The sequence below is a fragment of the Ensifer sp. ENS09 genome (assembly GCF_014852425.1).
In the GTDB taxonomy this organism is placed as follows: Bacteria; Pseudomonadota; Alphaproteobacteria; order Rhizobiales; family Rhizobiaceae; genus Ensifer.
This window is the reverse complement of the sequence record NZ_JACVBP010000001.1, coordinates 728735-752514: the sequence shown is the minus strand read 5'-3', so window position 1 is coordinate 752514 and position 23780 is coordinate 728735. Positions and strand designations below refer to the sequence as shown.

19 protein-coding genes and 1 riboswitch are annotated in these 23780 nt (G+C 64.3%); of the genes, 15 read left to right on the top strand and 4 right to left on the bottom strand.

Going from position 1 to position 23780, the window contains the following annotated elements:
* The first annotated feature begins 119 nt into the window (after nucleotides 1-119).
* On the top strand, nucleotides 120-599 hold the full coding sequence (locus IB267_RS03715) for an SRPBCC family protein (RefSeq protein WP_192446447.1): 480 nt from the start codon (nucleotides 120-122) through the stop codon (nucleotides 597-599).
* A gap of 173 nt (nucleotides 600-772) precedes the next feature.
* Here IB267_RS03715 and IB267_RS03710 read toward each other — a convergent pair whose 3' ends face one another.
* The 3 genes from IB267_RS03710 to aspT form a co-directional block, all read right to left on the bottom strand.
* Nucleotides 773-2452, bottom strand: a complete 1680-nt coding sequence (locus tag IB267_RS03710) for an aspartate-alanine antiporter (protein ID WP_192446446.1) — start codon at nucleotides 2450-2452, stop codon at nucleotides 773-775.
* Between the two features lie 176 nt (nucleotides 2453-2628).
* Nucleotides 2629-4281, bottom strand: a complete 1653-nt coding sequence (locus IB267_RS03705; RefSeq protein WP_192446445.1) for a bifunctional aspartate transaminase/aspartate 4-decarboxylase — start codon at nucleotides 4279-4281, stop codon at nucleotides 2629-2631.
* A 57-nt stretch (nucleotides 4282-4338) separates the two neighbouring features.
* Entirely contained in the window at nucleotides 4339-6027 is a 1689-nt protein-coding gene (aspT, locus tag IB267_RS03700; protein ID WP_371742489.1) for an aspartate-alanine antiporter, read from the bottom strand.
* Nucleotides 6028-6514: 487 nt separating this feature from the next.
* Here aspT and IB267_RS03695 point away from each other — a divergent pair, with 487 nt between their 5' ends.
* The 11 genes from IB267_RS03695 to IB267_RS03645 all read left to right on the top strand — a co-directional run bounded on the left by IB267_RS03695 (nucleotide 6515) and on the right by IB267_RS03645 (nucleotide 19488).
* Nucleotides 6515-6991, top strand: coding sequence for a RidA family protein (locus IB267_RS03695; protein ID WP_197067167.1), 477 nt, complete (start codon nucleotides 6515-6517; stop codon nucleotides 6989-6991).
* Between the two features lie 184 nt (nucleotides 6992-7175).
* Nucleotides 7176-7392: riboswitch (cobalamin riboswitch) on the top strand.
* 104 nt (nucleotides 7393-7496) lie between these two features.
* On the top strand, nucleotides 7497-7910 hold the full coding sequence (locus IB267_RS03690; protein ID WP_043619724.1) for a DUF1636 domain-containing protein: 414 nt from the start codon (nucleotides 7497-7499) through the stop codon (nucleotides 7908-7910).
* 22 nt (nucleotides 7911-7932) lie between these two features.
* The gene (locus tag IB267_RS03685; RefSeq protein WP_192446444.1) at nucleotides 7933-8736 is read left to right on the top strand and encodes an ABC transporter ATP-binding protein; all 804 of its coding nucleotides are present in this window, start codon (nucleotides 7933-7935) and stop codon (nucleotides 8734-8736) included.
* Nucleotides 8733-9686, top strand: a complete 954-nt coding sequence (locus tag IB267_RS03680) for an ABC transporter substrate-binding protein (RefSeq protein ID WP_192446443.1) — start codon at nucleotides 8733-8735, stop codon at nucleotides 9684-9686. The genes IB267_RS03685 and IB267_RS03680 overlap by 4 nt, the downstream gene beginning before the upstream one ends.
* Nucleotides 9687-9689: 3 nt before the next feature.
* Nucleotides 9690-10757: an iron ABC transporter permease gene (locus tag IB267_RS03675; RefSeq protein ID WP_192446442.1), complete on the top strand. Its 1068-nt coding sequence runs from the start codon at nucleotides 9690-9692 to the stop codon at nucleotides 10755-10757.
* 92 nt (nucleotides 10758-10849) lie between these two features.
* Nucleotides 10850-11410 carry a DUF924 family protein gene (locus IB267_RS03670; RefSeq protein ID WP_192446441.1) on the top strand — a complete coding sequence of 187 codons (561 nt, stop codon included), beginning with the start codon at nucleotides 10850-10852 and terminating at the stop codon, nucleotides 11408-11410.
* A 126-nt stretch (nucleotides 11411-11536) separates the two neighbouring features.
* Complete coding sequence (locus tag IB267_RS03665) at nucleotides 11537-14344, top strand: mechanosensitive ion channel family protein (protein ID WP_192446440.1); 2808 nt, start codon at nucleotides 11537-11539, stop codon at nucleotides 14342-14344.
* Between the two features lie 167 nt (nucleotides 14345-14511).
* Nucleotides 14512-14790 (top strand): hypothetical protein, encoded by a 279-nt coding sequence (locus IB267_RS03660; protein WP_034788099.1) that lies wholly within the window; start codon nucleotides 14512-14514, stop codon nucleotides 14788-14790.
* 308 nt (nucleotides 14791-15098) lie between these two features.
* Entirely contained in the window at nucleotides 15099-16655 is a 1557-nt protein-coding gene (locus IB267_RS03655) for a caspase family protein (protein WP_192446439.1), read from the top strand.
* A 149-nt stretch (nucleotides 16656-16804) separates the two neighbouring features.
* The gene (locus IB267_RS03650) at nucleotides 16805-17566 is read left to right on the top strand and encodes an MBL fold metallo-hydrolase (RefSeq protein WP_192446438.1); all 762 of its coding nucleotides are present in this window, start codon (nucleotides 16805-16807) and stop codon (nucleotides 17564-17566) included.
* Nucleotides 17567-17730: 164 nt separating this feature from the next.
* Nucleotides 17731-19488 carry an adenylate/guanylate cyclase domain-containing protein gene (locus IB267_RS03645; RefSeq protein ID WP_192446437.1) on the top strand — a complete coding sequence of 586 codons (1758 nt, stop codon included), beginning with the start codon at nucleotides 17731-17733 and terminating at the stop codon, nucleotides 19486-19488.
* A 41-nt stretch (nucleotides 19489-19529) separates the two neighbouring features.
* On the opposite strand, the gene IB267_RS03640 is transcribed toward IB267_RS03645, so the two are convergent.
* Nucleotides 19530-20939, bottom strand: coding sequence for an adenylate/guanylate cyclase domain-containing protein (locus tag IB267_RS03640; RefSeq protein WP_192446436.1), 1410 nt, complete (start codon nucleotides 20937-20939; stop codon nucleotides 19530-19532).
* Nucleotides 20940-21107: 168 nt separating this feature from the next.
* Between IB267_RS03640 and IB267_RS03635 the strand changes: the two genes are divergently transcribed.
* The 3 genes from IB267_RS03635 to IB267_RS03625 all read left to right on the top strand — a co-directional run bounded on the left by IB267_RS03635 (nucleotide 21108) and on the right by IB267_RS03625 (nucleotide 23739).
* A complete protein-coding gene (locus tag IB267_RS03635) occupies nucleotides 21108-21518 on the top strand; it encodes a GFA family protein (protein ID WP_192446435.1) in 411 nt (136 codons plus the stop codon).
* Between the two features lie 128 nt (nucleotides 21519-21646).
* The gene (locus IB267_RS03630; RefSeq protein WP_192446434.1) at nucleotides 21647-22720 is read left to right on the top strand and encodes a cyclic nucleotide-gated ion channel; all 1074 of its coding nucleotides are present in this window, start codon (nucleotides 21647-21649) and stop codon (nucleotides 22718-22720) included.
* Nucleotides 22721-22905: 185 nt separating this feature from the next.
* Nucleotides 22906-23739, top strand: a complete 834-nt coding sequence (locus tag IB267_RS03625; protein WP_192446433.1) for a response regulator — start codon at nucleotides 22906-22908, stop codon at nucleotides 23737-23739.
* Nucleotides 23740-23780 lie beyond the last annotated feature (41 nt).

The following is a 23780-nucleotide window of genomic DNA, read 5'->3' as shown; positions in this document are numbered from 1 at the left end:
GGGCTGGCTGCTGCGGACACGCGTGCTCTCGCAGAAATAGCCGTTACCGTGTACAGGTAGACGCGCGGTAGTGCCGCCGCAGGCTTGCCTATCCGTGAGGACCAAAGGGAGAAGACGGTATGAGCCCCAAGCCCACCGGCCACGTCAGTGGCAACGACCTGATCCTGACGCGCACGTTTCGTGCCCCCATCGACGATGTCTGGACGAGCGTGACAAGGTCCGAGAGCACCGCGCTGTGGTTCGGGCGCTGGGAAGGCGAGGCCGGTCCCGGCAAGACCGTGCGGCTGCAACTGCTCCATGAGAAAAGCCAGCCATGGACGGATGTCTTGATCGAGGAGTGCGCTGCGCCGCACCGCCTGGTTGTGGTGATGAAGGATGACGCCGGCGCGTGGCGGATCGAGCTGACATTCACGCAGAAGGGCGATGAGACCGAGTTGCAGCTGCTGCAGACGCTGAGCGACCCGAAGCTCGCAGGAGACGTCGGGCCGGGCTGGGAATACTACCTCGACATGCTGGTCGCGGCGCGCGCCGGCAAGCCCCTGCCGTCATTCTCGGACTATTATCCGTCGCAGAAGGCGCATTATCTGGAAGGCGTCTAGACCGAGCAGGCCGCCAATTGGACGGTCGTGTTCCATACACCGTTTGTGGCGTTGCCACTGCGGGCCACGCTGTTGTGTCGTAATGAGCGCGCGCGCCGCGGCAGCGGCGCTGTCCAGGGCGCTCCCTCACGATCGCAATTTGCTCGGAGCGGCACCGCCCCGAACCTCCCCGATTACGCCAGCACGGTGACGAGCACCGCGCCCCAGAGCGCGAGGAGAACGTTGCCGATCGCGTAGCCGAGACCGTAGCCGAGGGTCGGGACCTTGCTTCCGGCCGCCTCCTGCACGGCGGCAAGCGCCGGGGCCGACGTGCCGGCGCCACAGCAGGTGCCGGCGAGCACGCCTTCGTTCATGCGGAAGACCCAGCGGCCAAGCGCGAGCGCCGCGACATGCGAGATCGCGCAGATCAGGAAGCTGGCGATGACCAGTGCCGGGCCGGACTGGACGAGGCCGGCAACGAAGCTCGGGCCGGCGGAGATGCCGACGCAGGCAATGAAGGCGCAGAGCCCGACGCTGTCGAAGAACCAGAGCGTCGCCTCCGGCACGAAGCCGAAGGTGCGCCGCACCGAGCGCAGCCAGCCGGCGCAAAGGCCGGCAATCAGCACGCCGACGGCGACGCCGAGGCCGATTTCGAGCGCCCCGAGCTTCAGGGCGGGGATGCCGATGAGGCCGCCGAGGAAGATGAAGACGCCGACGAAAACCATGTCGGTCGCCGTCGTCTCACGGTCGGCATAGCCCAGAAGCGTGGCCGCTTCCTCGACATGGCGCCTGGCGCCGGCAATCGACATCACATCGCCGCGGCGCACCGTCAGCCCGGGAAAGATCGGGATCGGCTGGCCGGCGCGCAGAATGCTGCGCAGGAACACCGAGCGCGATTCCGGCTGCTGCCGCAGCTGCCACAGGCGTTTTCCGGCGACATCCTTGTTCGTCACCACCACGTCCAGCACTTCGACGGGAATGTCTAGAAGGGGGCGGTCGTCGATTTCGGTGCCGATCCGGCTGGAATATTCGACGAGGAAGCCGCGAAGGCCGGCAACGGCGATGACGTCTCCGGCCTGCAGGCGCTCCTTGGGTGCTGGGGTGATGATCTCCTCGGCCCGGCGGATCTGCTCGATATAGGCCTTCTGGTTTTCGGGGACCTTGGTTTCCGCTTCTGCAACAGTCAGTCCCACCAGGGCGTCGGCAATGACGAAAGCGCGCGCCTCGATCTCGCGGCGCGCGGTATCGCCGCCATTCTGCGGGGCGATCTTGAGCTCGGCTTCGAGCTCGGCGCAGGCGTCCTTCAGGCTGCGGCCGAACATCCGCGGCGCCAGTTGGGACTGGACGAGGATGGCGGTGACGACACCGACGAGATACGCGACCGCGAAGCCCGTCGCCACGGCGGATTCGAACTGGCTTGCCGCCTCCGGCGTCGGTGCCGTCTTGCGGAAGGTGTCGATCGCAACGCCGACGGTCGCCGATTCCGTCGCGCCCCCGGCAAGAACGCCGGCGGCCGTGCCGAGGTCAAAGCCGAAGAGCATGGAAAGCACGATCGCCACGCCGAGGGCGACGACGCAGAGCGTTACGGTCACGGCGATCTGCGGCAGGGCATCGGCGTTGAGGCTCTGGAAGAATTGCGGGCCGGTGCGGTAGCCGATGGCAAAAAGGAAGAGCAGGAAGAAGGCCTGCTTCACGTCGTTTGAAAGCTCGGCCCCGGTCTGGCCGATCAACACGCCGGCGAGCAGGCAGCCGGTGACCGCGCCAATCGTGACCCCGAAGACGGTGATCTTGCCGATCGCGTAGCCGATGCCGAGCGCCAGGAACAGGGCGAGTTCCGGATGCGCGCGCAGAATGCTGAACAGGTGATCGATCACGCGGTGTTTCCTCTCGGTGCCAAGCCGAAGAATTCCGCTTCAGCTGGATAATGCGCTGGTTGCTGGGCCGGCGGAAGACGGTCGCCAGCCGGAAATGCGGAGATGCTTGCAGGCCGAAGGAAACGCTGGCCAGGCGTTGGGGAGGGCGGCCGACGGTTGCCGGCCGCCCTTGGTGGTCAGCTGATTTTCAGGCCTTTCGCCGCCTGGTAGGTCTGGACGTAGCCGCGGGCGACCGAGCGCACGGCGCGACCGATCTGCGAATAGGCGTCGTCATTGAGGTTGGCGAAGGAGACGCGCGCCGACCAGCTCGGCGCGTCGAAGCCCGAACCGTTGAGCAGCACGATGCCGTGGTCCTCGGCAAGCCTGAAGGGGATGTCGAGCGGGTGGATGTTGTCCTTCACCCAGGTGACGACATCCTCACCGACATATTTGCGCAGCCAGAATTCGAAGTCGATGATGCCGTAATAGTAGTCGAAATAGATGCCCGGATTGGACTCGACCCCCATGCCCTCGATCAGGTTCCAGAACCGCTTGGTGCAGATGGCCATGCAGGCCTTCTGGTAGACCTTGTCGACATCCATCAGCTCGACCAGGCTGAAAAGCGACATCATCACCTGTTGCGGCAGCGACAGGCCGGCGGTGTGGTTCAGCGCCACGTCGCGGCTGTCGGCGACGATGCGGTCGATGAACTTCACGTCGCGCGGCTTCGGCGTCATCGCCTTGTAGCGCTTTTCGAGGAGCTTCTGGATCGGCTCGCCATGAGCCTTGATCTTCTCGTCGAAGATGTTGTCCTGCGCCACCGCGATGACGCCGAGGCGCCAGCCGGTGCAGCCAAAATACTTCGAGTAGGAATAGACGCCGATGGTGTTGCGCGGCAGATGGCCGAGCAGCGACTGGAAGCCCGGTACGAAGGTACCGTAGACGTCGTCGGTGAGCACGATCAAGTCAGGGCGCTTCTTGGTAACGAGATCGACGAGGCGCTTGATCGAATCCGGATCCATCGCAACGGCGGACGGGTTGCCGGGGTTGACCAGGAAAAGCGCCTTTACCTTGGGGTTTTCGAGCGCCTTGATGTCTTCGTCGGTGAACTGGAAGCGGTCCTCCTGCTCGGCGCTGACATTGATGGTCTTGAGGTCGTAGTCCTCCAGTTCCGGCATTTCGAGATAAGGCGTGAAGATCGGCGTGCCGAGTGCGATCGTGTCGCCGGCGTTGAGCAGGCGAGCGTTCTTCAGGGCCTTGAAGATGTAGCACATGGCAGCGGTGCCGCCTTCGACAGGGTAGAGATCGAATGTCGCCCTGGGTCGATGGCCGGCGCACATCGCCCACATCAGATATTCATGGGTGATGATCTCGTTGTGGTGCAGCGCGCGGTCGGGCACCGGATAGTTGTCGCCGATGATCGAATCCGTCAGCTCGTGCACAAAGGCGTCCGGATCGAAGTGAAAGGTCTTGATCGCGTAGTTGACGGCGTCGGAGAGCGTCTTTGCCGGCGGAACGCCTTCGTCCTCTTCGTCCCAGTCGGCGGTGCTTTGAAGCAGCTTCTTCGTCCACTTCTCAAAGCGGGCATGGGCTCCGTCCTGCGGCGGCATGCCGGCGACACCGGCCTTCGGATCGTAATAGGCGCGCTTGGCTTCGGTCAGCGCGAACTGGCCGAGAAGGAAGAAGGCTTCGCGGGCGCGCGTCGCCGTCCAGTTCGGGTTGCCGCGGCCGGCATTGAGGAAGGCCTTGGCGGCCTTCTGGGAGCTCGTCTTGGCGAGCTTGATCAGTTCGTCCTTGATTTCGAACGGGCTGAGATCGGAGATGCTGTCGTAGAATTTTCTGTCCAACATGATCCACACTCCCTGTGATCTGTGAATTGTGATCGGTGGTCCCGACTGTCGCCCGCCTCAGGCGAGCATGATGACGATGACGAGGCCGAAGATGGTGAGCAGCGTGTTGCCGATGGCGTAGGGCATGCCGTAGCCAAGGGCGGGAACCTTGCTCTTGGCCGCCTCCTGGATCATGCCGAGCGCTGCCGTCGTCGTCCTGACCCCGGCGCAGGCGCCAAACAGGATCGCCGGGTGGAACTTGAAGACGTAGTGGCCGATGAGCACCGAGGCGATCATCGGGATCGAGGTTGCCACCACGCCCCAGATAAACAGCGATATGCCGACCTCCTGCAGACCCGCGACGAAGCCGGGTCCGGCGCCGATGCCGACGACGGCGATGAAGATGTTGAGGCCGAGCGTGTTCATCAGCCAGAGCGCCGGCGACGGGATCCGCCCGAAGGCGGGGTAGGTGGTGCGCAGCCAGCCGAGCACCAGGCCCGCCAAAAGCGCGCCGCCGGAAGTCGAAAGGCCGATCGGGATTCCGCCGATCGTGATCGTAAGCGCCCCGATCATCGCGCCGATGAAGAGCCCCCAGCCGAGGAAGGCGATATCGGTCGTCTCGACGGGACGGTCGGCAAAACCGAGCGCCTTGATCGCGGCTTCGACATGCTGCTTGGCCCCGCCGATGGTAACGATGTCGCCGCGCTCGACGGTGGTCCCGGGCAAGACCGGGATCTCGACCAGCGAGCGGATGATCTTGCGGGCATAGACGCCACGCGCCCAGTCCATGGTGCTGACTTCCGCAAGCGTCTTGCCGGCGAGCGCCTTGCTGGTCACGTAGACATCGAGGACTTCGGCTTCGGCATTCAGCAGTTCCTTGTCCTCGACCTCGACAAGCTTCGAATCGAGATTCTCGACGAGCAGGGCACGCCGGCCGGAGAAGGCGACGACGTCGCCGGGCTGCAGTACGGTGTTGCCGTCCGCTTCGATGATCTCGCTGCCGCGCCGGACCCGCTCGACATAGACGCGGATGCCGGGAAGCAGGTTCTTGACCGGCGTCCCGGTCAGGCCGCTTGCCGCATCGATCCGGTAGGCCCGAAGACCGAAGTCGTGGTAGGCGCTGGTGATGCCGGGCTCGGCGCTGGATGTGCCGCCGCCGAGCTTGGCCTCGTATTCCCGGCAGGCCGCCGGAAGGTCGATGCCGAGAAGCTTCGGACCGAGTTGGGCGAGGATGATCGCCGAGCCGATCGTGCCCCAGATATACGTGACCGCGTAGGCGATCGGGATCTGGTCGGAGAAGGTCTTGGCCTGTTCCGGTGTCAGCCCCAGCGAGTTGATCTGGTCCGTGGCGACGCCGATAGCCGCCGAAATCGTCTGCGAACCGGCATACATGCCGGCGCCGTAGCCGAGCGGAAGCCCGGCGATTAGCGCGCAGAGATAGGGAACGATGAGGCAGAGCACGAGGACCGAGAGCGCAAAGGCGATCTGTTTCGGCCCGTCGGTGCTTAGGCCCCGCACGAATTGCGGGCCTACGCCGTAGCCTACGGCGAAGAGGAAGATCAGGAACAGCGTTGATTTCAGGTCACCGGAAACCTGGATGCCCAGCTGCCCGATGAGAACGCCCGCAAGCAGCGTGGCGGTGACATTTCCAAGGTTGAACCCCGCGACCTTGATCGGACCGATGAGGAAGCCGATGCCGAGGGCGAGGAAGACGGCGACGGGTGGATAGGTCCGAAGCGTGTCGACGAAAAAATCGATGGGGTTCACTGCTGCTATTCCCTTCAGAAAGTTGAGTTGCCATCACTTCATTTCGGGATCTGCGCGGCTAAGTTGAGCTTGTTTTCGGATCTCGTCGATGCCCAATCTTAATTCCGGCAATTGTTGCCTCGGTCGTCGAAATTCTCAACCGGCATAGGGTTACGTGAGCGTAACGTATGTTACATTTCAGCGGTTTTACTTGGGGTGCGCACTCGCAGGCGCCGCGATGCGTCCGCCGCCTGCGATCGAAAGACGGATGCGCGCGGCCGGATCGCGCCGGAACTTCAACTCTGGTGTTGTAATTCGTAATGTTATCTCGCAACGTGAGGCATGAGGCGTTTTCTCTTGGCTATGCTTGAACATACGGCTGGAGGCGCAAGGAATGATGGGCCTTTCTGCTTGCGATAGGGGCGACAGAACTTCGAAGGGTCGAGATGAAACGCGGCATCGTCTCCGCAAGCGCGGCCGGTTCGTAAGGTGACGAGGAGGGGGAGCAATGATGGATGAGGTTATCCGTAGGCTGGGGGCGCTTGGCGTTCAGCTTCCAACGCCGCCGAAGCCGCTCGGCGCTTATCGCGCGGTGATCGAGGCGGGCGAGATGCTTCATGTCTCGATGCAGGGGCCGCTGCTCGACGGGCGCTTCGTGCATACGGGGCTGCTCGGGCGCGACGTGACGATCGACGAGGGGCGCAAGGCGGCCGAGCTGGCGGTGCTCAACGCGCTGGCGCAGATCCACGAACATCTCGGCCGTTTCGAGCGCATTCGCCAGATCGTCCGGCTGGAGGGGCATGTCGCCTGCACCGAGGATTTCCTCGATCATCCGAAGGTGCTCGACGGCGCCTCCGAGTTTCTGGCTGCCGCCTTTGGCGAAAGGGCCGGCCATATCCGCTCCGTCTGCGGCGTGCGCAACCTGCCGGGCAACGCCGCGGTGGCGGTGACGCTGACGGCCGAGCTCTTTCCGCCGGAGTTCTGAGGCGGCACGGCCGCCTGTCGGCCGCAAGGCGGATTCCGGCCGTGGAGCGTCGGATCGTGTCCGACGCTCAATTTTCGGCTTGCATGATGTAATGTTATTTAATAACGAATTGCGCATGACGATACGCCGCATGTTGATAGATCCTTCCCGCCTGTGCCGTGCGGTTGTCTCCCCCGCCGATTCATGCGAGGAAGGCGGTGATGGTGCTGCGTCCGCGACAATGCGGAGGCGGCTGAAAAGGGAACACGGAACGGACGACCCTGATGGGGCCGAAACCGTGGCTGCCCCCGCAACTGTGAGCGGAAAGCGCATTCACACCATGTCACTGGCGATCAGCCGGGAAGACGTGGATGCGCCACGACCCGCGAGCCAGGAGACCTGCCATCGAACCGATCAACCACAACGGACGGGGTGTTCCGATGGAAAAGAACTGGCTTTCGCACGACGGCTATCCGTCCTTCTGCCGTTTCGCCATCTCTTGCCGTCAGTCCGGCGGAGGGCAGGAATGGCTGAGCCGAATTTCCGACAGCACAAGATAACGGTCTGCACCGATTGCCGCTTCACCGGTGGCCCCTGCGCGCCCGGTGCCGAGCTGATCAAGCGGCTGAACGGCAGCATTGCCGCACTCGGCGCGCCGCTCGATCGTGACTTCTCGATTGCCGGCACGGTGTGCATGGCGGCCTGCACGCGGCCCTGCACCATCGCCTTCCAGGCGACGGGGAAGGCAACCTATCTCTTCGGCGACGTCTCGCCGGACGAAGACATCGACGATCTCGTACGCTTTGCCACAACCTATGCCGAGCGTGGCGATGGCATGACGCGGGCGGCCGAGCGGCCACGCGGGTTGAAAGGCAAGACGCTTGCCCGCATCCCCGCAGCGATGCTCGTTTCCGAAGACCTCGGCGGGCACTTCCAATGAGGGCGCGGGGAGGGATCAACCCATGAGCTGTACGGCGACGGGAGCGGCACTCAAGGTCGAGGGCCTCCACTGGGGGCCGCGCGCGGGGCTGACGCTGGTCAAGGACATCGGCTTTTCGATCGCGGCGGGCAGCCGGCTTGCGATCCTCGGGCCGAACGGTGCCGGCAAGACCTCGCTCCTGCGCTGCCTCTACCGGGCGGTGCAGCCGAACTCCGGCCGTGTTTCGGTCGATGGCATCGATCTCTGGTCGATCTCGGCGCGCGAGGCAGCAAGGACGATCGCCGTCGTCCTTCAGGAAATGCCCGGCGACTTTCCCTTCAGCGTGCGCGACGTCGTGATGATGGGGCGCATTCCGCGGCGGGAAGGCTTGAGCGGCTGGAGCGATTTCGACCGCGATCGGGTACAGCATGCGCTGGCGCATCTCGATCTCGCGCATCTTGCCGGTCGCCAGTTCTCGACGCTTTCGGGCGGTGAGAAGCAGCGGGTGCTGATCGCCCGCGCGCTGGCGCAGGAGCCGCGCATCATCATCCTCGACGAGCCGACCAACCATCTCGACATCCGTCACCAGCTCGAAATCCTCGAGTTGCTGCAGACGCTGAAGCTGACGATCGTCTCGACGCTGCACGACATCAATCTCGCCGCCGAGTTTGCGACCGACGTCGCGATCCTGACTGCCGGGCGGCTGACGGCCTTCGGCACGCCCGAAGAGGTGCTCAGCCCCGGCGAACTTTCGGCCGCCTTCGGCGTCACTGCCACCGTTCACAATGCCGCCGGCGGCGGCGCCCGATTTTCCTTTTCACTTCCTCGACAGGGATCTATTTCATGAAGATCAATATTGCCCCATTTTCCCTTCTTTTCGTGCTGGCCGCCGCCACGCCGGCGCTCGCCTATCCGGTCACGGTCAAGAGCTGCAACCGCGAGGTGACCTTCGACGCGGCGCCGCAGCGCGCGATCGCCAACGACGTCAACCTGGTGGAGATGATGCTGGCGCTGAGGCTGCAGGATCGCATGGTCGGCTATACCGGCGTTTCCGGCTGGAAGACGCTGGACGAGAAGCTGCGCGAAGGCGTCAAGGAACTGCCGGAGCTTTCGGAGAAGTATCCGACCAAGGAAGTGTTGCTCAACGCCGACGCCGACTTCCTCTTTGCCGGCTGGAACTACGGCATGAAGGTCGGCGGCGAGGTCACGCCCGAAACCTTGGCGCCCTTCAAGATCGGCGTCTACGAGCTGACCGAATCCTGCATCCACGTGATGGCCAAGGCAAAGCCGACGATGGACGACATGTTCGTCGATCTTCTCAATCTCGGCCGCATTTTCGGCGTCGAGGATCGCGCCGAGACGCTTGTTGACGGCTACCGCCGCCAGCTTGCCGAAATCACCAAGGCGAATGCCGGCAAGGCACAGCCGACACGGGTCTTTGTCTATGATTCCGGCGAGGAGAAGCCCTTCACCTCCGGCCGCTTCGGCATTCCGACGGCGATGATCGAGGCCGCCGGCGGCGCCAACATCATGGACGATGTCGACAAGAGCTGGGTGGAGATCTCCTGGGAGCCGGTGATCGAGCGCAATCCGGAAGTGGTGGTCATCGTCAACTACGGCGAGGTGAAGGCCGAGGACAAGATAGCCTTCATGAAGACCAATCCGGCATTCAAGAATGTCGATGCCGTCAGGAACGATCGCTTCGTCGTGCTCGACTATGTCGAGGCGACGCCGGGGCCGCGCAACATCGACGCCATCGCCCGTCTCGCCAAGACCTTTCACGGCGAAGGCCTGTAACCGATGCTGGCTGAGGATACGTCGGCTGACACCGTTGCGGTTCCGCGTGCCGCGTCTCAACGGGTGGCCCGCAGCGGTCTCGGCCTTGCCGCGGGCCTGCTGCTGCTCCTCCTGACGGTGACGGCCGCCGTATCGCTCGGCTCGGCGCAGATCCCGGTTGCAACCATCTGGTCGATCATCGCCAGCAAGATTTCGCCCGGTAGCGTCGAGGTCTTCTGGTCGGCGGGCCGCGAGAGCATCGTCTGGGACGTGCGCCTGCCGCGGGTGATGTTGGCAGGCCTCGTCGGGGCCGGACTGGGGCTGACGGGCGCCGTGCTGCAGGCGGTCACGCGCAATCCGCTCGCTGATCCGCATCTGCTCGGCGTTTCCTCCGGTGGAGCGCTTGGCGCGATCGTGGCGCTGCTGCACACCGGCATGATCCTCGGCCTTGCCACGGTGCCGCTCTTTGCCTTTGCCGGCGCGCTGCTCGCAACCGTGCTGGTCGCCTATGTCTCCCGCGTGCTCGGCAGCAGCGCCGACCGCCTGGTGCTCGCCGGGGTCGCGGTCGCCTTCGTCTTAACGTCCGTCGGCAACCTCATGATTTTCCTTGGGGATCCGAGGGCGACCCACACGGTCATCTTCTGGATGCTCGGCGGCCTTGGTCTGGCGCAATGGTCGCAGCTCGTCTATCCCGGCGGGGTGCTTTTCGTCTCGCTCGCCTGGCTGATGATACGGGCGCGCGAGATCAATGCGCTCGCCATGGGCGACGAAACGGCGATGACGCTGGGCATTCCCGTGCGCCGCTTCCGGCTGACGCTGTTCGTCGTCACCGCACTTCTGACCGGGGTGATGGTCGCCTTTTCCGGCGCGATCGGTTTCGTCGGGCTGATGGTGCCGCATTTCGTGCGGCTCCTGGCCGGCAGCGACAACGTCAGGGTCATTCCGCTTTCGGCCTTCTTCGGGGCGCTGACGCTCATCCTTGCGGATCTGACGGCCCGCGTCATCATGGCGCCGGAGGACATGCCGATCGGCGTCGTCACCGGGCTCGTCGGCGGCATCGCCTTCATTGCCATCCTGAAGCGACGCGCGTAAGGCGGGTAGGAACAAGTTATGGACAAGGGGCGGTCCCGGCCTATGTGTTAGCGGGGGCCGAGCGATCGGCCATTGGGCCGCATGAGGAGCATATGGCGAACGAAGCTGACATTTGCACGCCGCAGGACGTTCTGGACTTCTGGTTTGGCGAACTCACCTATGACGACTGGTTCGGGACGAGCCACGAGCTCGACCAGGCCTGCATCCGCCGTTTCCAGGCGTCGCACCTGGCGCTGGCCCGGGGCGTCGACGAGATCTGGCGGGCGAGCCCGGAAAACCGGCTGGCGGCGATCGTGCTTTTGGACCAGATGCCGCGCAACATGTATCGCGGCACGCCGCTCGCCTTTGCCACCGATTGCCTGGCGCTGCACGAGGCGAAGCTTGCCGTCGGCACCGGCGCTGACATGGCGATCAAGCCGGAGTGGCGCGCCTTCGTCTATCTGCCCTTCGAGCATTCGGAAAACCTTACCGACCAGACCATGTCGGTGAAGCTCTTTACCGAGCTCGGCGATGCCGATTATCTCGACTATGCCATCCGGCACCGCGAGGTGATCGAGCAGTTCGGCCGCTTCCCGCATCGCAACGCCTTCCTGGCGCGGCCGTCGACGGAGGCCGAACTTGCCTATCTGGCGCAGCCCGGCGCCGGTTTTTAACGGGAAAGCGGGCACTGACGGGGATTTATCGCCGTTCTTTGCATCTTTCCGCCGTCTTTCGTATTCACATCGAAACGTGAAGACGGCCGGAGCGATTCCGGACCACGGTCTCAATCTGCAAGGATCATGAAATTGCGTTCTGTCGGAAAACTGCCCGCCATTCTCGTCTGCCTGCTGGCGCTTGCCGTGGGCGGCCCGGTCATGGCCCAGAAGGCGGCGCAGCCGACAGCGCAACAAACGGCACAGGCAAACGGGCAGGCGGGCCAGAAATCGGCACAGCCGGCGCAATCGCCGCAAGGGGCACAATCGTCCCAGACCGCCGCCCAGCCTGCTGCCGGCAAGCCGGCGCAGGAGGCGCAGCCAGCGGAGAACGGGGCGACCCCCGGTGTTACCGAACCTGCGGCGACAACCACGCAGCCTGCCCAGAATTCCCAGCCGGCGGCCGATGCCTTGCCGGCTGATGCCACGCCACCGGCCCAGAGCCAGGCGGCCGAGCAGCTGACCAAGGCCGGCGAGGAATTGAAGGGACTGACCGAACGGGTCGAGAAAGCCAAGGACGACGACATCGTGCTTGCCGACCTCAAGGTTCAGGTCGACGCGCTCGCCAAACAGATCATCGGCGTTTCGGTTTCGACCCGCCCGCGCCTCGACGAAATCAAGGCCCGGCTGACCGAACTTGGCGATCCGCCGGCCGAGGGGCAACCGCCCGAAGCCGACATCGTGACTGCCGAGCGCAAGCGGCTGATGGCCGAACGTGGTGCCATCAATGCGCTGACCGGCGAGGCGGAAGGCCTGTCGGTGCAGGCGACGAAGCTGTCCAACGCCATTACCGCGACAAGGCGCGCGCTGTTTTCCAATACGCTTCTGAAGAACACCGAAGTCTCGACCGGAATGTTCGACGACGCGCTGACGGCGACGGCGGACGAGACCCGGGTGCTGTCGCGCAGCGTCGGGAGCTGGCTGAGCTTTGCCTGGAACTACAAGCGCGTGCCGCTCCTGACCGCGCTGTTCCTGTCGCTGCTGGCGGCGCTCGTGTTCCTTTCCGGCAGCCGCAGGCTCTTTCGCCCGCTGATCGAGCATGACATTACCGATGAGGAGCCGAGCTACTTCCGGCGGCTCTCGGTCGCGTTCTGGTCGACGCTGATCCCGACGATCGCTTCGGCCGCCTTCGCGGTATCGAGCTTCCTGTTCCTGCGCGGCTTCAACGTGCTGCGGTCCGACATCGCGCCGATCATCGCCATCACGCTCGGGGTGGCGGTTGTGGTGTTCTTCGTGACGAGGCTCGCCCAGGCGGTGCTTTCGCCACGCGATGCGCGCTGGCGGCTGGTGCGGGTGTCCGATCGCGGCGCCCGGATGCTGATGATCGCCATCTTCGCCATGGCGTTGGTCAACGGTCTCGATTACCTCTTCGGCGGCGTCAGCGAGGCGCTCGGTTCGCCTGTCGTGCTGACCGTCGTCAAGAGCTACATTGCCTCCATCGTCATCGGCCTGATCATCATGGCTTCGGCCTGGATCAAGCCGACGCTCAGGAAGGATGAATCCTTCGACGCCCATGGCCGCGCCTGGCCGCGGGTGGTGTCCTTCGCGCTGCTCGCGACCGGCGCCTTGCTCATCATTGCCGCTGTGTCGGGCTATGTCGGTCTTGCCCGCTTCATCGCCACGCAGATCATCATTACGGGCGCGATCCTCGTCACGATGTATATCGGCATCCTCACCGGCCGGGCGGTTGCCAAGCAGGGCGCCTTTGCCGAGACCGCCGCCGGGCGCTATCTCGAGCGGCGCTATAATCTCGAACAGGTGGCGCTCGACCAGATCGGCCTTGCCGCGGGCCTCAGCATCTACGCGCTGGTCGTGATGTTCTTCATCCCGCTGATCCTCTTGCAGTGGGGCTTCCAGGTCGCCGACATCGAGTCCTGGGCCTACCGGATGGTGACCGAGATCAAGATCGGCTCGATCACGATTTCGCTGGTTGGCATCCTCGCCGGCATCCTGTTCTTCGCGCTCGGCTACGCCGTCACCCGTTTCGTGCAGCGCTGGATCGACGGCAACATCATGGCACGCAGCCGGGTCGATGCGGGCGTGCGCAATTCGATCCGCACCGGCATCGGCTATACCGGCGTCGGGCTTGCGGGGCTGATCGGCCTGTCGGCGGCCGGCATCGACCTCTCCAACCTCGCGCTCGTTGCCGGTGCTCTCTCGCTCGGTGTCGGTTTCGGCCTGCAGAACATCGTCTCGAACTTCGTTTCGGGGCTCATCCTGCTCGTCGAGCGCCCGTTCAAGGTGGGGGACTGGATCGTCAGCGGCACGACCGAAGGTTTCGTCAAGCGCATCTCTGTCCGCGCGACCGAGATCGAGACATTCCAGCACCAGTCGATCATGATGCCGAACTCGCTGCTCATCAACGCCTCGGTCGGCAACTGGACGCACCGCAACAAGCTCGGCCGGTCCGAAATCGCCATCACCGTCACCTATGCCAGCGAGCCGCGCCGGATTATGGAGCTGCTCGCCGAGATCGCGGCCGCCCATCCCATGGTCTTGAAGAACCCGTCGCCGAGCGTCGGCTTCACCGCCTTTGGCGATGACCGCATGACCTTCGAATTGCGCATCTACGTGGCCGACGTCCTGACCGGCGGCGGCGTGCGCAACGACCTGCGCGTCTCGATCTATGAACGGTTCCGCGACGAGGGCATCGGTGCGCCGTTCCCGGTCAAGATCGAGGACGTGCCGGTCGAGGACCAGACCGGCATCGAAAGCCACCACCCGGAAGAGGTCGGCGAGCCGAAGGGCGCCACCTCCGCCGAGGAAAGGGCCGCAGCCAAGTCTACCGCTTCGGACAAGAAAACTACCGCTGCGGCGCCGCTCGACGAGGAGCGCGAAGTGGAGGGGGCAAGCAGCCGCCGGAGCGCCAGCCGCCGGGCAAACCCAAACCGCTGATAAACGGACCGTTCAGCCACTATTCAGCCGGCCTGCCATAAAAAGCATGCAATTCTTCTGGTGACCGACTACGCTGGTCATCGGCTGAAGAGGTGGCCGGCGCAGCGTCGCGAACCGACGGGGCGGCCGGCTCGGCAAGAGGGCGGCGCGTCTGGCGTCGATGGGCGATGAAGAAATTTGTGATTGCTTTGCTTTCCGGTTTGCTGATGGCCGGCGCGCCGATGGCCGGTGCTGCCAGTGCCGCGACTGTCACGAACAAGGACAGCGAGACCGCCGTTCTGATCGTCGTCGAGGGCGAAAGCCGTGTGGAAGTGGCGATCGCATCCGGAGCGACTGAAATGATCTGCCCGAGCGGCTGTTTCGTCACCGCACCGAGTGGTGACCGCATCGGCCTGCAGGGCGACGAAAACGTCGAGATCGTCAACGGCAACGTCGTCGTCAAGTAACCTTCCATTCCGTTCAGGCGGTGCGACCGGCGCGCCGCTGACCGGCGGCTCCATCCTTCATTCGACATTTGCGCAGGCGCCGTAGCTGGTGGCGCCTGAAAGCCCTTGCGAGCGATCGCGGCTGCTCTTGCTAATCCCAAGGGATGGGCGAGGGCGGCGACCGCCTCACTCCTTCGGGCGGGCAGGGCCCGTCAGAGCTGCCGGACACCCTCCTTGCATTGACAGGCCGCATTGCCGGTAGCACGCTTGGGCGTTGGCGTTGGCGCTGACGCGTGGTCGCGATCATCCGCGAATTGCCGGGGGGAACCATGCCATTCCTTCGCATCGCCTTGTCCGTTCTGCTGGTGCTTTTCGCATCGGAGGCGCTGGCCGAAAAGCGCGTGGCGCTGGTCATCGGCAATTCCGCCTATCAGCATGTGGCCACCTTGCCCAATCCCGGCAATGACGCACACGACATGGCGGCAAAGCTCGAAGGTCTGGGCTTCGAGGTGGTGACCGGTGCGGATCTCGACCTTGCCGGGGTGCGCCGTGCGGTGCGCGACTTCGTCGGCCGGCTCGACGGCGCAGATCTCGCCTTGTTTTTCTATGCCGGCCACGGCCTTCAGGTGAACGGCGAAAACTACCTCGCCCCCGTCGATGCCACGCTCGCTTCCTCGGTCGATCTCGAATTCGAGGCGGTGCCGATGAACCTGATCCTGTCGGCGATGGAGCGCAGCACGCGGGTCAACATCATCCTGCTCGACGCCTGCCGCGACAATCCGCTTGCGGTCAATCTCGCCCGTTCGATGGGCACGCGTTCCGCCTCGGTCGGCCGCGGCCTTGCCAAGGTCGGCACCGGCATCGGCACGCTGATCGCCTTTTCCACCCAGCCCGGCAATGTCGCCCTTGACGGATCGGGGCGGAACTCGCCGTTCACATCGGCGCTGTTGAAACACCTCGGCCAGCCGGGCCGCGACATCACCCGCGAGCTGATCGACGTGCGCCGCGACGTGCTGGCGGCAACCGGCGGCAAGCAGGTGCCCTGGGACAATTCTTCGCTCACCGGTGAGGTGGTGCTGAAGCCGGCGATTGACGGCAAGCCGGCGCCGGCCGAGGCGCCCGCGGCGGGTCAGGCCGCCGAGCTTGCCTATTGGGAAACGATCAAGGATGCGACGGACCGCGACCTCTTCGACGCCTATCTGCAGCAATATCCCGACGGTGCGTTCGCTTCGCTCGCCAGGGCAAAGATCAAGATCATCGAGCGGGCTTCAGCACCGTCCTCCGAAGGCGTGCCCGACGGAGCGGGTGGCCAGGCCGTGGCGGCCATCGATCCGGCGCTGGCTGCGCCCAATGCCGATGACACGACATTGGCCCGGTCCGTACAGGTCGAGCTCAACCGGCTTGGCTGTCGCGCCGGCAGCGAAGACGGGGTCTGGGGCGAAGGTAGTCGCAAGGCGCTCGAAGCCTTCTCCAAGTTCGGTAAGGTCGACCTAGCGACGCTCGAACCCTCCAGCGACGTGCTCGATCGCCTGAAGTCGGAGAAGGCGCGGATCTGCCCGCTTGTCTGTGCGCGCAACCAGGAGGCCAGGGACGGCCGCTGCGTCTCGATCCGGCGCGAGGCGAAGCTGCCGCAACCAGGCGAGACGCAAGGCACGATCAAGGCACCGCAGAAAAACACCGGCACCCGTGCGATCAGCCCACCGGCCGAACTGCAGAAAAAGAGCTTTGCCAATTGCCCCGCAAATGCCGATGTTGCGTTCCGGCAGATGTTTGCCCGCGGCTCGGGCCGGGGCCGGATGACGATTTCCGCCACCCATTCCTGCGGCCGGGCCTTTGCCTGTCATCGCACCGCAAGGGGCCAGCCGTGGGATTGCGGCTGGCGGTGAAGCGGACAGCGCATGCTGGCGCCATCGAACGGGGTTGGCGTTAAGGGCGGCGGCGTTATCAACGCGTCATTTCAGGGCTTGATTTCGCTGCCGCATGCGCAAGGATCGCCGCGATGGTCAAGGCCGGTTCCGGCAAGGGAGGACACCCCATGAAGCTCCAGCTTATCCGCAATGCGACACTCAAGCTCGACTATGCCGGTCACACGGTGCTGATCGATCCCTTTCTAGGGCCGAAGGACAGCCTGCCGTCCTTTGCGGGGCGGGCGCCCAATCCGCTGGTCGGGCTGCCGTTCGACACCGATACCATTCTTGCCGGGGTCGAACTCGTCATTATCTCGCATCTGCACGAGGACCATTTCGACGACACTGCCAAGCATCGCTTGCCGAAGGGGCTGCCGATCTTCTGTCAGCCGGGTGACGAGGAGGCGATCCGCGGGGCCGGTTTTCGCGACGTCACGCCGCTCCTCGGCAAGGCGCAGTGGCAGGGCCTGAAGCTTACCCGACGCGACGGCAGCCACGGCCTTGGCCCTGTCGTTCAGGACATGGGGCCGGTCATGGGTTTCAGCCTCGAGGCCAAGGGCGAGCCGACGGTCTACTGGGCCGGCGACACGGTGCTCTATCCGGCCATCGAAAAGACCATCCACGACACGGAGCCGGATGTGATCGTTACCCATTCCTGCGGCGCGCGCTGGGATGGCGCCCTGATCGTGATGGATGCGGCGCAGACGATCGCGGTCTGCGAGGCCTCCAAGAAGAGCATCGTGGTTGCGACGCACATGGAGGCGCTCGACCATGCGACGGTCAGCCGAGGCGACCTGCGCGCCGCCGCCAGCGCCCACGGCATCGCCTTGACCAGGCTGCTCATTCCGGATGATGGCGACGTGCTGACGTTGATACCGCCTGTCGTGTAGGGGCCGGCAGATTGCAGCAGGGCAAGCCTTCACACTGCGGGGCGCGCGTTATTGCTCGGCGGTGGCTGTCATCCGCTCTCGCTTGCCACTGGCATCTGTGAATATTCTAGAATTCGCGCATATTAGGCTCAGCGAAATCCTCCGCCGCAGGAGCGGTCACCGTTGTGGATCGAAAGCTCGCAGCCATCCTTGCGGCCGATGTCGCCGGCTTCAGTCGCCTCGCAGCGCTCGACGAAGAAAACACGCTTCGCGCGCTCGATCGGTGCCGGGGGCGAATTGCCGAATTGGTGGGTGACCATGGCGGCCGCATCTTCGGCAGTGCCGGCGATGGTCTCGTCGCCGAGTTTCCAAGCCCGGTTCAGGCCGTGCGCTGCGCGGTGGAAATCCAGCGCGGTCTTCTCGATATGGAGGATCTGCCCACAGAACGCCGCCTGCAGTTTCGCATCGGCGTCAATCTCGGCGACATCGTCGTATCGGGAGACGATCTGCTCGGCGACGGGGTCAATATCGCCGCGCGCCTGCAGGAGATCGCCGCTCCGTCGGGCATCTGCATTTCCGGGGCGGTGCGCGAACATCTCGACGGCAAGGTGCCCTTCGCGCTGACCAGCCTCGGCGAGCGGAACCTGAAGAACATCCCCCGGCCCATTCTGGTTTTCCGGGTCGACTGGCAAGATGAGGTCGATGTCGGAGGCGGCATCCTCGACGGGGTGCCGCCGGTCGGTCGCAGCAAGGACCAGCCATCGCTCGTGGTCATGCCCTTCGACAATCTGAGCGGTCCGGGCGACGACTACTTCGTCGATGGTGTCGTGGAGGAGATCACTGCGGCGCTCTCGCGCGTCCGCGACTTCTTCGTCATCGCGCGCCAGTCCGCCTTCACCTACAAGGGGCGCTTCGTCGATGTGCGGGACGTCGGCAGGGAGCTCGGCGTCACCTATGTGGTCGAAGGCACCGTGCGACGCGGCGGCGACCGGCTGCGCATTTCCGTGCAACTGGTGGACGCCGAGACCCGGACCCAATCCTGGTCGGATCGCTACGAGGGCGCCGTCGAGGATATTTTCGAATTCCAGGATCGGATCGCCGCGCAGGTGGCGGGCGCCATCCACCCGGCCATCCGCGATGCCGAGATCGAGCTTGCCAAGCGCAAGCCGCCGGCCAGCCTGCGCGCCTATGATTTCGTCATGCGCGCCTTCCCCAATCTCTGGGGGCGCCGCAAGGAAACCAACAACCAGGCGATCGAACTGCTTCGGCAAGCGATCTTGGTCGATCCCGGCTACGGCCGGGCCCATGCGCTTTTGGCCTGGTGCCATGCCTCGAGCGCTTCCTACCTGTGGACCGACCAGCCGGAGCGCGAACTCGACCTGGCACGGGCGGCGATCGAAGGCGCGGGCGCGATCAGCGACGATCCGACGGCTTTGACTGCGGCTGGTGCGACAATGAGCATCTGCGGCGATCAGGAGCGCGCCGCCACCTTTATCGAAAAGGCGCTGGCGCTCGATCCGAACAATGCCTGGGCATGGGCGCGCCTCGGCTGGCTCGGGATTTTCACCGACGATCCCGCGCGTGCGACGGAGCGTTTCCGGCGTGGGATGACGCTGAGCCCGAGGGACCCGCTCGCATTCAACATGAGACTGGGGATGGCCTTTTCCATGGCGATGCAAGGGGCTCTCCCGCAAGCCATCGCGATAGCCCAGGACGTCGTCAACACCTATCCCGATGTGACCTGGTCCTACCGCCACCTCGCGGCCTGGTCGGCGCTAGCAGGGGACATGGAGACCGCCCGATGGGCGGCCCAGAAGCTGCTGGCAGCGGAGGCGGGGTTCACGATCGAGCGGTATCGGGCGCTGCCCTGGTTTCAGAGGATACCGCAGTGGCGGGATCGGATGGCCGAGGGGCTACGGCAATCCGGAGTGCCCGAACGCTGATCGCCCCTTGCGGGACATGCGCGTTGCGTTTCCGGCCCGCTTCACGGGATCGAGAAGATGCTGATCTCGTTGGTGATGCCGCGCAGCGCGACATTGTGCGATTGCGGATTGAGGCCACGATCGCTGAGCAGGCTTGAGGCGCGCGGATCGTCGAGCACCGAACCGGTCGCAAAGATTTCGCGCGAGCTGGCCAGATGCTGGACCCGAGAGGCGATGTTGACCGTCTGGCCGAAATAGTCCTGCCGCTCGTTGAGGCTGACGGCGATGCACGGTCCCTCATGGATGCCGATTTTCAAGAGCAGGTCTTCCGAGCCGCGGTCGTCGTTCAGCTTTCGCATGGCGTCGCGCATGCGCATGGCGGCGGCAACCGCCCGATCCGGCGTCGGGAAGGTGGCCATGACGGCGTCACCGATCGTCTTGACGACTGCGCCTGCTTCCGCCGCGACGATCTCGTTGACGACGCTGAAATGGGTCTTCACCAGATCGAAGGCGGCGAGGTCGCCGACCCGCTCGTAAAGCTCGGTCGAGCCGCGCAGGTCGGAGAATAGGAAGGTGAGGCTGGTGATCTTCAGTCGCTGGTCCACGTCGATCGTGTCGGTGCGGTAGATGTCGCGGAAGGTCTGGTTGGAGAGCAGCCGTTTGGCGGTCAGGAAGGGCCGACGCCGGCCGAGAATGCCGTGCAGCGCGTCGTTGGCGATGCAGACCGAGGGCAAGGTGCGCACATCCGTGTGGTTTTCCACCTGGATGCGCAGGGGACCGGGCTGCATGGTCAGCGCTTCGTCGTGGCGATGGCCGCGGTCGAAGACCAGCGACAGCGTGCGTCGCTCCTTGGTCGGCTCGCCCTTGACGTCGATGAACTGCGCGGCATGGGTCACCGGCTCGAAGATGATGATGAATTCCGCCGGCATCTGCAGCGAGATCACCGCCTTTTCGCCGGGCGGCAGTTCCAGCGCCTCGATCATGAAGTCGTCGACCTGAGCCTCGTAGCCCTCCTCGGGCAATTCGATGCCCGAGCCCCAGTAGATCTGGCGGAAATACTCGAGCGGCGGCAGTTCGTGCGGGCTGTGGGCCTCGATGTGGCGTATGCGCGGGTTCACGGTGAAGGTCACCTCCACCATCTCGTCCAGCGTCGGCTCATAGCCGGCGGCACAGAGCGAGCAGGTATAGGTGTCGCTCTGCACGGTCTTCAGCGAGGTGTTGGCATCGAGCACGCCGCCGCAGCCGGGACAAAGCACGTTCCAGGAAAGCTCGAACAGGCCGAGGCGGGAGGCATGCAGGAAGGCGGCGATCGCCTTTTCCTCGTCGAGCCCGTGCTCGGCGGCAAAGGCGAGTGCGTTGACGCGGCCGAGCTTGCGGTCCGGCGCTTCCCGGACAAATCGCTCCAATACGCCGGCGATTTCAGGCTGCACGGTCTGGCGCAGCATATCGAACAGAGGCTGAGCTTCACTCATGATTGCATCCTACACCCAAAACCGGTCGAGAGGCAGCCGCATTCGTTGGCACGCGCCGCGATGCCGGAACCGAGTGCTGCAGCCTAAACCACGGCGCTGGCGGGAACTTAACACCCGACCACGTCGTTTTTTCGTCGGGCGACAGACGGGGCAGGACAGGAGAGCGTCATGACGAGACTTTCGGGAAACTGCCTCTGCGGCCAGGTCACGCTCTCGGTGCGCGGCGAACCAATCCGGGTCGGCATCTGCCATTGCATGGACTGCCGCAGGGAGAGTGGTTCGGCCTTCACCTTCTACGCCATTTGGCCGGCGGAACAATTTGAATATTCGGGTGAAATCTCGGACTTCCAGGGTCGGTGCTTCTGTCCGCATTGCGGCTCACGCGTCTTTTCGGTCGATGCAAACGAGGCCGAAGTCAAGCTCGGTGTGCTCTCCCAGGCGCCGACGCCGCTGAAGCCGAGCTACGAACTCTGGGTCAAGCGCCGGGAGCCGTGGCTGCCTCCGGTCGAAGGGGCTGCGCAGTACCAGGAAGACCGCGTGCCCGCCGGCAATGACGGGTCGGCCGGCACCCGTTACTAAGGGCGTTTCGCCACAAATTCCAAACCCCTTAAATGAGCATCGATTCATGCAAGGAATTGTGCTTTAGATCAAAGCGTTGCCGCCCATCCGGCCGAGGTGTCGTCGGCGGGCGGACGCTGGGGGAGTGAATGTCGGCACGGCCTTTCTTACGAATTTCCACGCCGCTCAACGGGCTGCTCGCAGCGCTCGGCCTTGCCGCCGTCGCGGCGCTGACGACGCACAATATCGGCGCGACGGCGCGATTGTCGCTGGAGCTGGTGCTTGGCGGCCTCTGGCTTTTCTATGTGCTGCAGCTGGCCGATACGCTTGCCGCCTGGCCCACGGCGGGCCGGCGGGCGCTGATGCCGCATCTCGTCATCGATGCGGTTGCCGTCGTAATTCCGCTGGCCGCCTTCCTGTTCGCTGATCCGCGCGACCAGAGCCTCTATTGCGGCGTCTGGCTCCTGAAGCCCTTGCGCCATTCCACCTTCTTCCGGCTGCTCGGCCGGGTGGTGGCGCGCGCCGCGCCCAATCTCGTCGGCGTCACCTCGCTCTTCGGCATCGTGCTCTTCGGCGCATCGCTGGTCGCCTACCTGATCGAGCGCGACATCCAGCCGGACAAGTTCGGCAGCATTCCGCAGGCCATGTGGTGGGCGGTGGTGACGCTCTCGACCACCGGCTACGGCGACGAGATCCCGCAGTCGCTGGCCGGCCGGGTCCTTGCGGGTCTAGTGATGATGAGCGGCATCGGCATCTTCGCGCTCTGGGCGGGCATTCTTGCCACCGGGTTTTTCGAAGAAGTGCGCCGGCAGGATTTCGTGCGCAACTGGCAGCTGGTCGCTGCGGTGCCGCTGTTCGAAAAGCTCGGCTCGGCCGCCTTCGTCGAGATCGTCCGAGCGTTGCGCTCCCGCGTGGTGCCGGCAGGTAGCATCATCTGCCGCAAGGGCGAGCCGGGCGACCAGATGTACTTCATCGTCGAGGGGCGTGTGACGATCGCAACGCCGTCGCCGACGCCGATCGAGCTCGGTCCCGGCAGCTTCTTCGGCGAGATGGCGCTGATATCGGGCGAGCCGCGCTCTGCGACCGTCACCGCCGCCACCGAGGTCTCCTTGCTGTCGCTCTATTCGGAGGATTTTCAGATGCTGTCGAGCAGCAATCCGGAGATCGCCGAGGTCATCCGCCGGACCGCCGAGACGCGGCGTGGGCGAACCCCGGAGGCATGAGGGATGCAGGCGTTCGGAGCCGTTAGCGTCTCAACCCGGCACGCCCTTCTCATTAATTCGCCGGCCGCCCATTAACACCGAAGAAAGCCTTTCTCCTCTAGCATGGAACCTGCAAGTTACAGCGACTAGGCGGGCATGAAGAACGCGCGGAGCTGTAGGGGGACACTCTTTTACATAGGCGTTCAATGTCATTTTTTGGCGTTTCCGGGATGTATTATTCCGGCGAATCCCTTGCCGAGCACCGCATCGTGCTCGCCGAGGACTCCAACCTCTTTTCCTCGATGGTCTCGAAGCGGCTGAAAGAGCTGTTCGACATCGATGTCATCGTCTGCCGCGACTATGACGATCTGCAGTTCGCCGTTGAAAACGCGACATTCCCGGCTTCGCTCGCCATCTCCAACATCAACCTGCCGGGGGCCGAGAACGGCGAGGCGCTCAACTATCTGATCGAGATGAGCGTGCCGACGGTCGTCTTTACCGGCTCGTTCCAGGAATCGACGCGCGAGAAGATCCTCGCCAAGGAGATCGTCGACTACGTCATCAAGGACAGCGTCTTTGCCGTCGACATGCTGGCGGAATCGGTCTGCCGGTTCCTCACCAACCACAAGCACCACGTGCTGATCGTCGACGACAGCCCGACTGCACGCGCGCTGCTGACGACGCAGCTGAAGCGCTACAACTTCCGCACCAGCTCGGCCGAAAACGGCGCGATGGCGCTGGAGCTTCTGAGGAACAATCCGGATATCGGCCTCGTCATCACCGACTACAACATGCCCGATATCGACGGCTTCGAGCTGACGCGGCGCATCCGCGGTTCCTACGGGCCGCACCAGTTGCGCATCATCGGCGTTTCGTCGTCGACCAACCGGCTTCTGTCGGCGCGGTTCCTCAAAGCCGGCGGCAACGACTTCGTCGTTCGCCCCTTCGTCAACGAGGAGTTCTACTGCCGCGTCAACCAGAATCTGGACACGCTGACGAAGATCCGCACACTCAGTGAAAAAGTTAGGGTTCCTGCTTAACCATCAAAACAAGAAGCGCGAAAACCCCTTAGAATTATCGG

Excerpts from the sequence above, each read along its gene's own strand:
- IB267_RS03715 (WP_192446447.1), top strand. The coding sequence starts at position 120 with ATGAGCCCCAAGCCCACCGGCCACGTCAGTGGCAACGACCTGATCCTG.
- IB267_RS03705 (WP_192446445.1), bottom strand. The coding sequence starts at position 4,281 with ATGTTGGACAGAAAATTCTACGACAGCATCTCCGATCTCAGCCCGTTC.
- IB267_RS03695 (WP_197067167.1), top strand. The coding sequence starts at position 6,515 with ATGATGGATGAGGTTATCCGTAGGCTGGGGGCGCTTGGCGTTCAGCTT.
- IB267_RS03690 (WP_043619724.1), top strand. The coding sequence starts at position 7,497 with ATGGCTGAGCCGAATTTCCGACAGCACAAGATAACGGTCTGCACCGAT.
- IB267_RS03685 (WP_192446444.1), top strand. The coding sequence starts at position 7,933 with ATGAGCTGTACGGCGACGGGAGCGGCACTCAAGGTCGAGGGCCTCCAC.
- IB267_RS03680 (WP_192446443.1), top strand. The coding sequence starts at position 8,733 with ATGAAGATCAATATTGCCCCATTTTCCCTTCTTTTCGTGCTGGCCGCC.
- IB267_RS03675 (WP_192446442.1), top strand. The coding sequence starts at position 9,690 with ATGCTGGCTGAGGATACGTCGGCTGACACCGTTGCGGTTCCGCGTGCC.
- IB267_RS03670 (WP_192446441.1), top strand. The coding sequence starts at position 10,850 with ATGGCGAACGAAGCTGACATTTGCACGCCGCAGGACGTTCTGGACTTC.
- IB267_RS03665 (WP_192446440.1), top strand. The coding sequence starts at position 11,537 with ATGAAATTGCGTTCTGTCGGAAAACTGCCCGCCATTCTCGTCTGCCTG.
- IB267_RS03660 (WP_034788099.1), top strand. The coding sequence starts at position 14,512 with ATGAAGAAATTTGTGATTGCTTTGCTTTCCGGTTTGCTGATGGCCGGC.
- IB267_RS03655 (WP_192446439.1), top strand. The coding sequence starts at position 15,099 with ATGCCATTCCTTCGCATCGCCTTGTCCGTTCTGCTGGTGCTTTTCGCA.
- IB267_RS03650 (WP_192446438.1), top strand. The coding sequence starts at position 16,805 with ATGAAGCTCCAGCTTATCCGCAATGCGACACTCAAGCTCGACTATGCC.
- IB267_RS03640 (WP_192446436.1), bottom strand. The coding sequence starts at position 20,939 with ATGAGTGAAGCTCAGCCTCTGTTCGATATGCTGCGCCAGACCGTGCAG.
- IB267_RS03635 (WP_192446435.1), top strand. The coding sequence starts at position 21,108 with ATGACGAGACTTTCGGGAAACTGCCTCTGCGGCCAGGTCACGCTCTCG.
- IB267_RS03630 (WP_192446434.1), top strand. The coding sequence starts at position 21,647 with ATGTCGGCACGGCCTTTCTTACGAATTTCCACGCCGCTCAACGGGCTG.
- IB267_RS03625 (WP_192446433.1), top strand. The coding sequence starts at position 22,906 with ATGTCATTTTTTGGCGTTTCCGGGATGTATTATTCCGGCGAATCCCTT.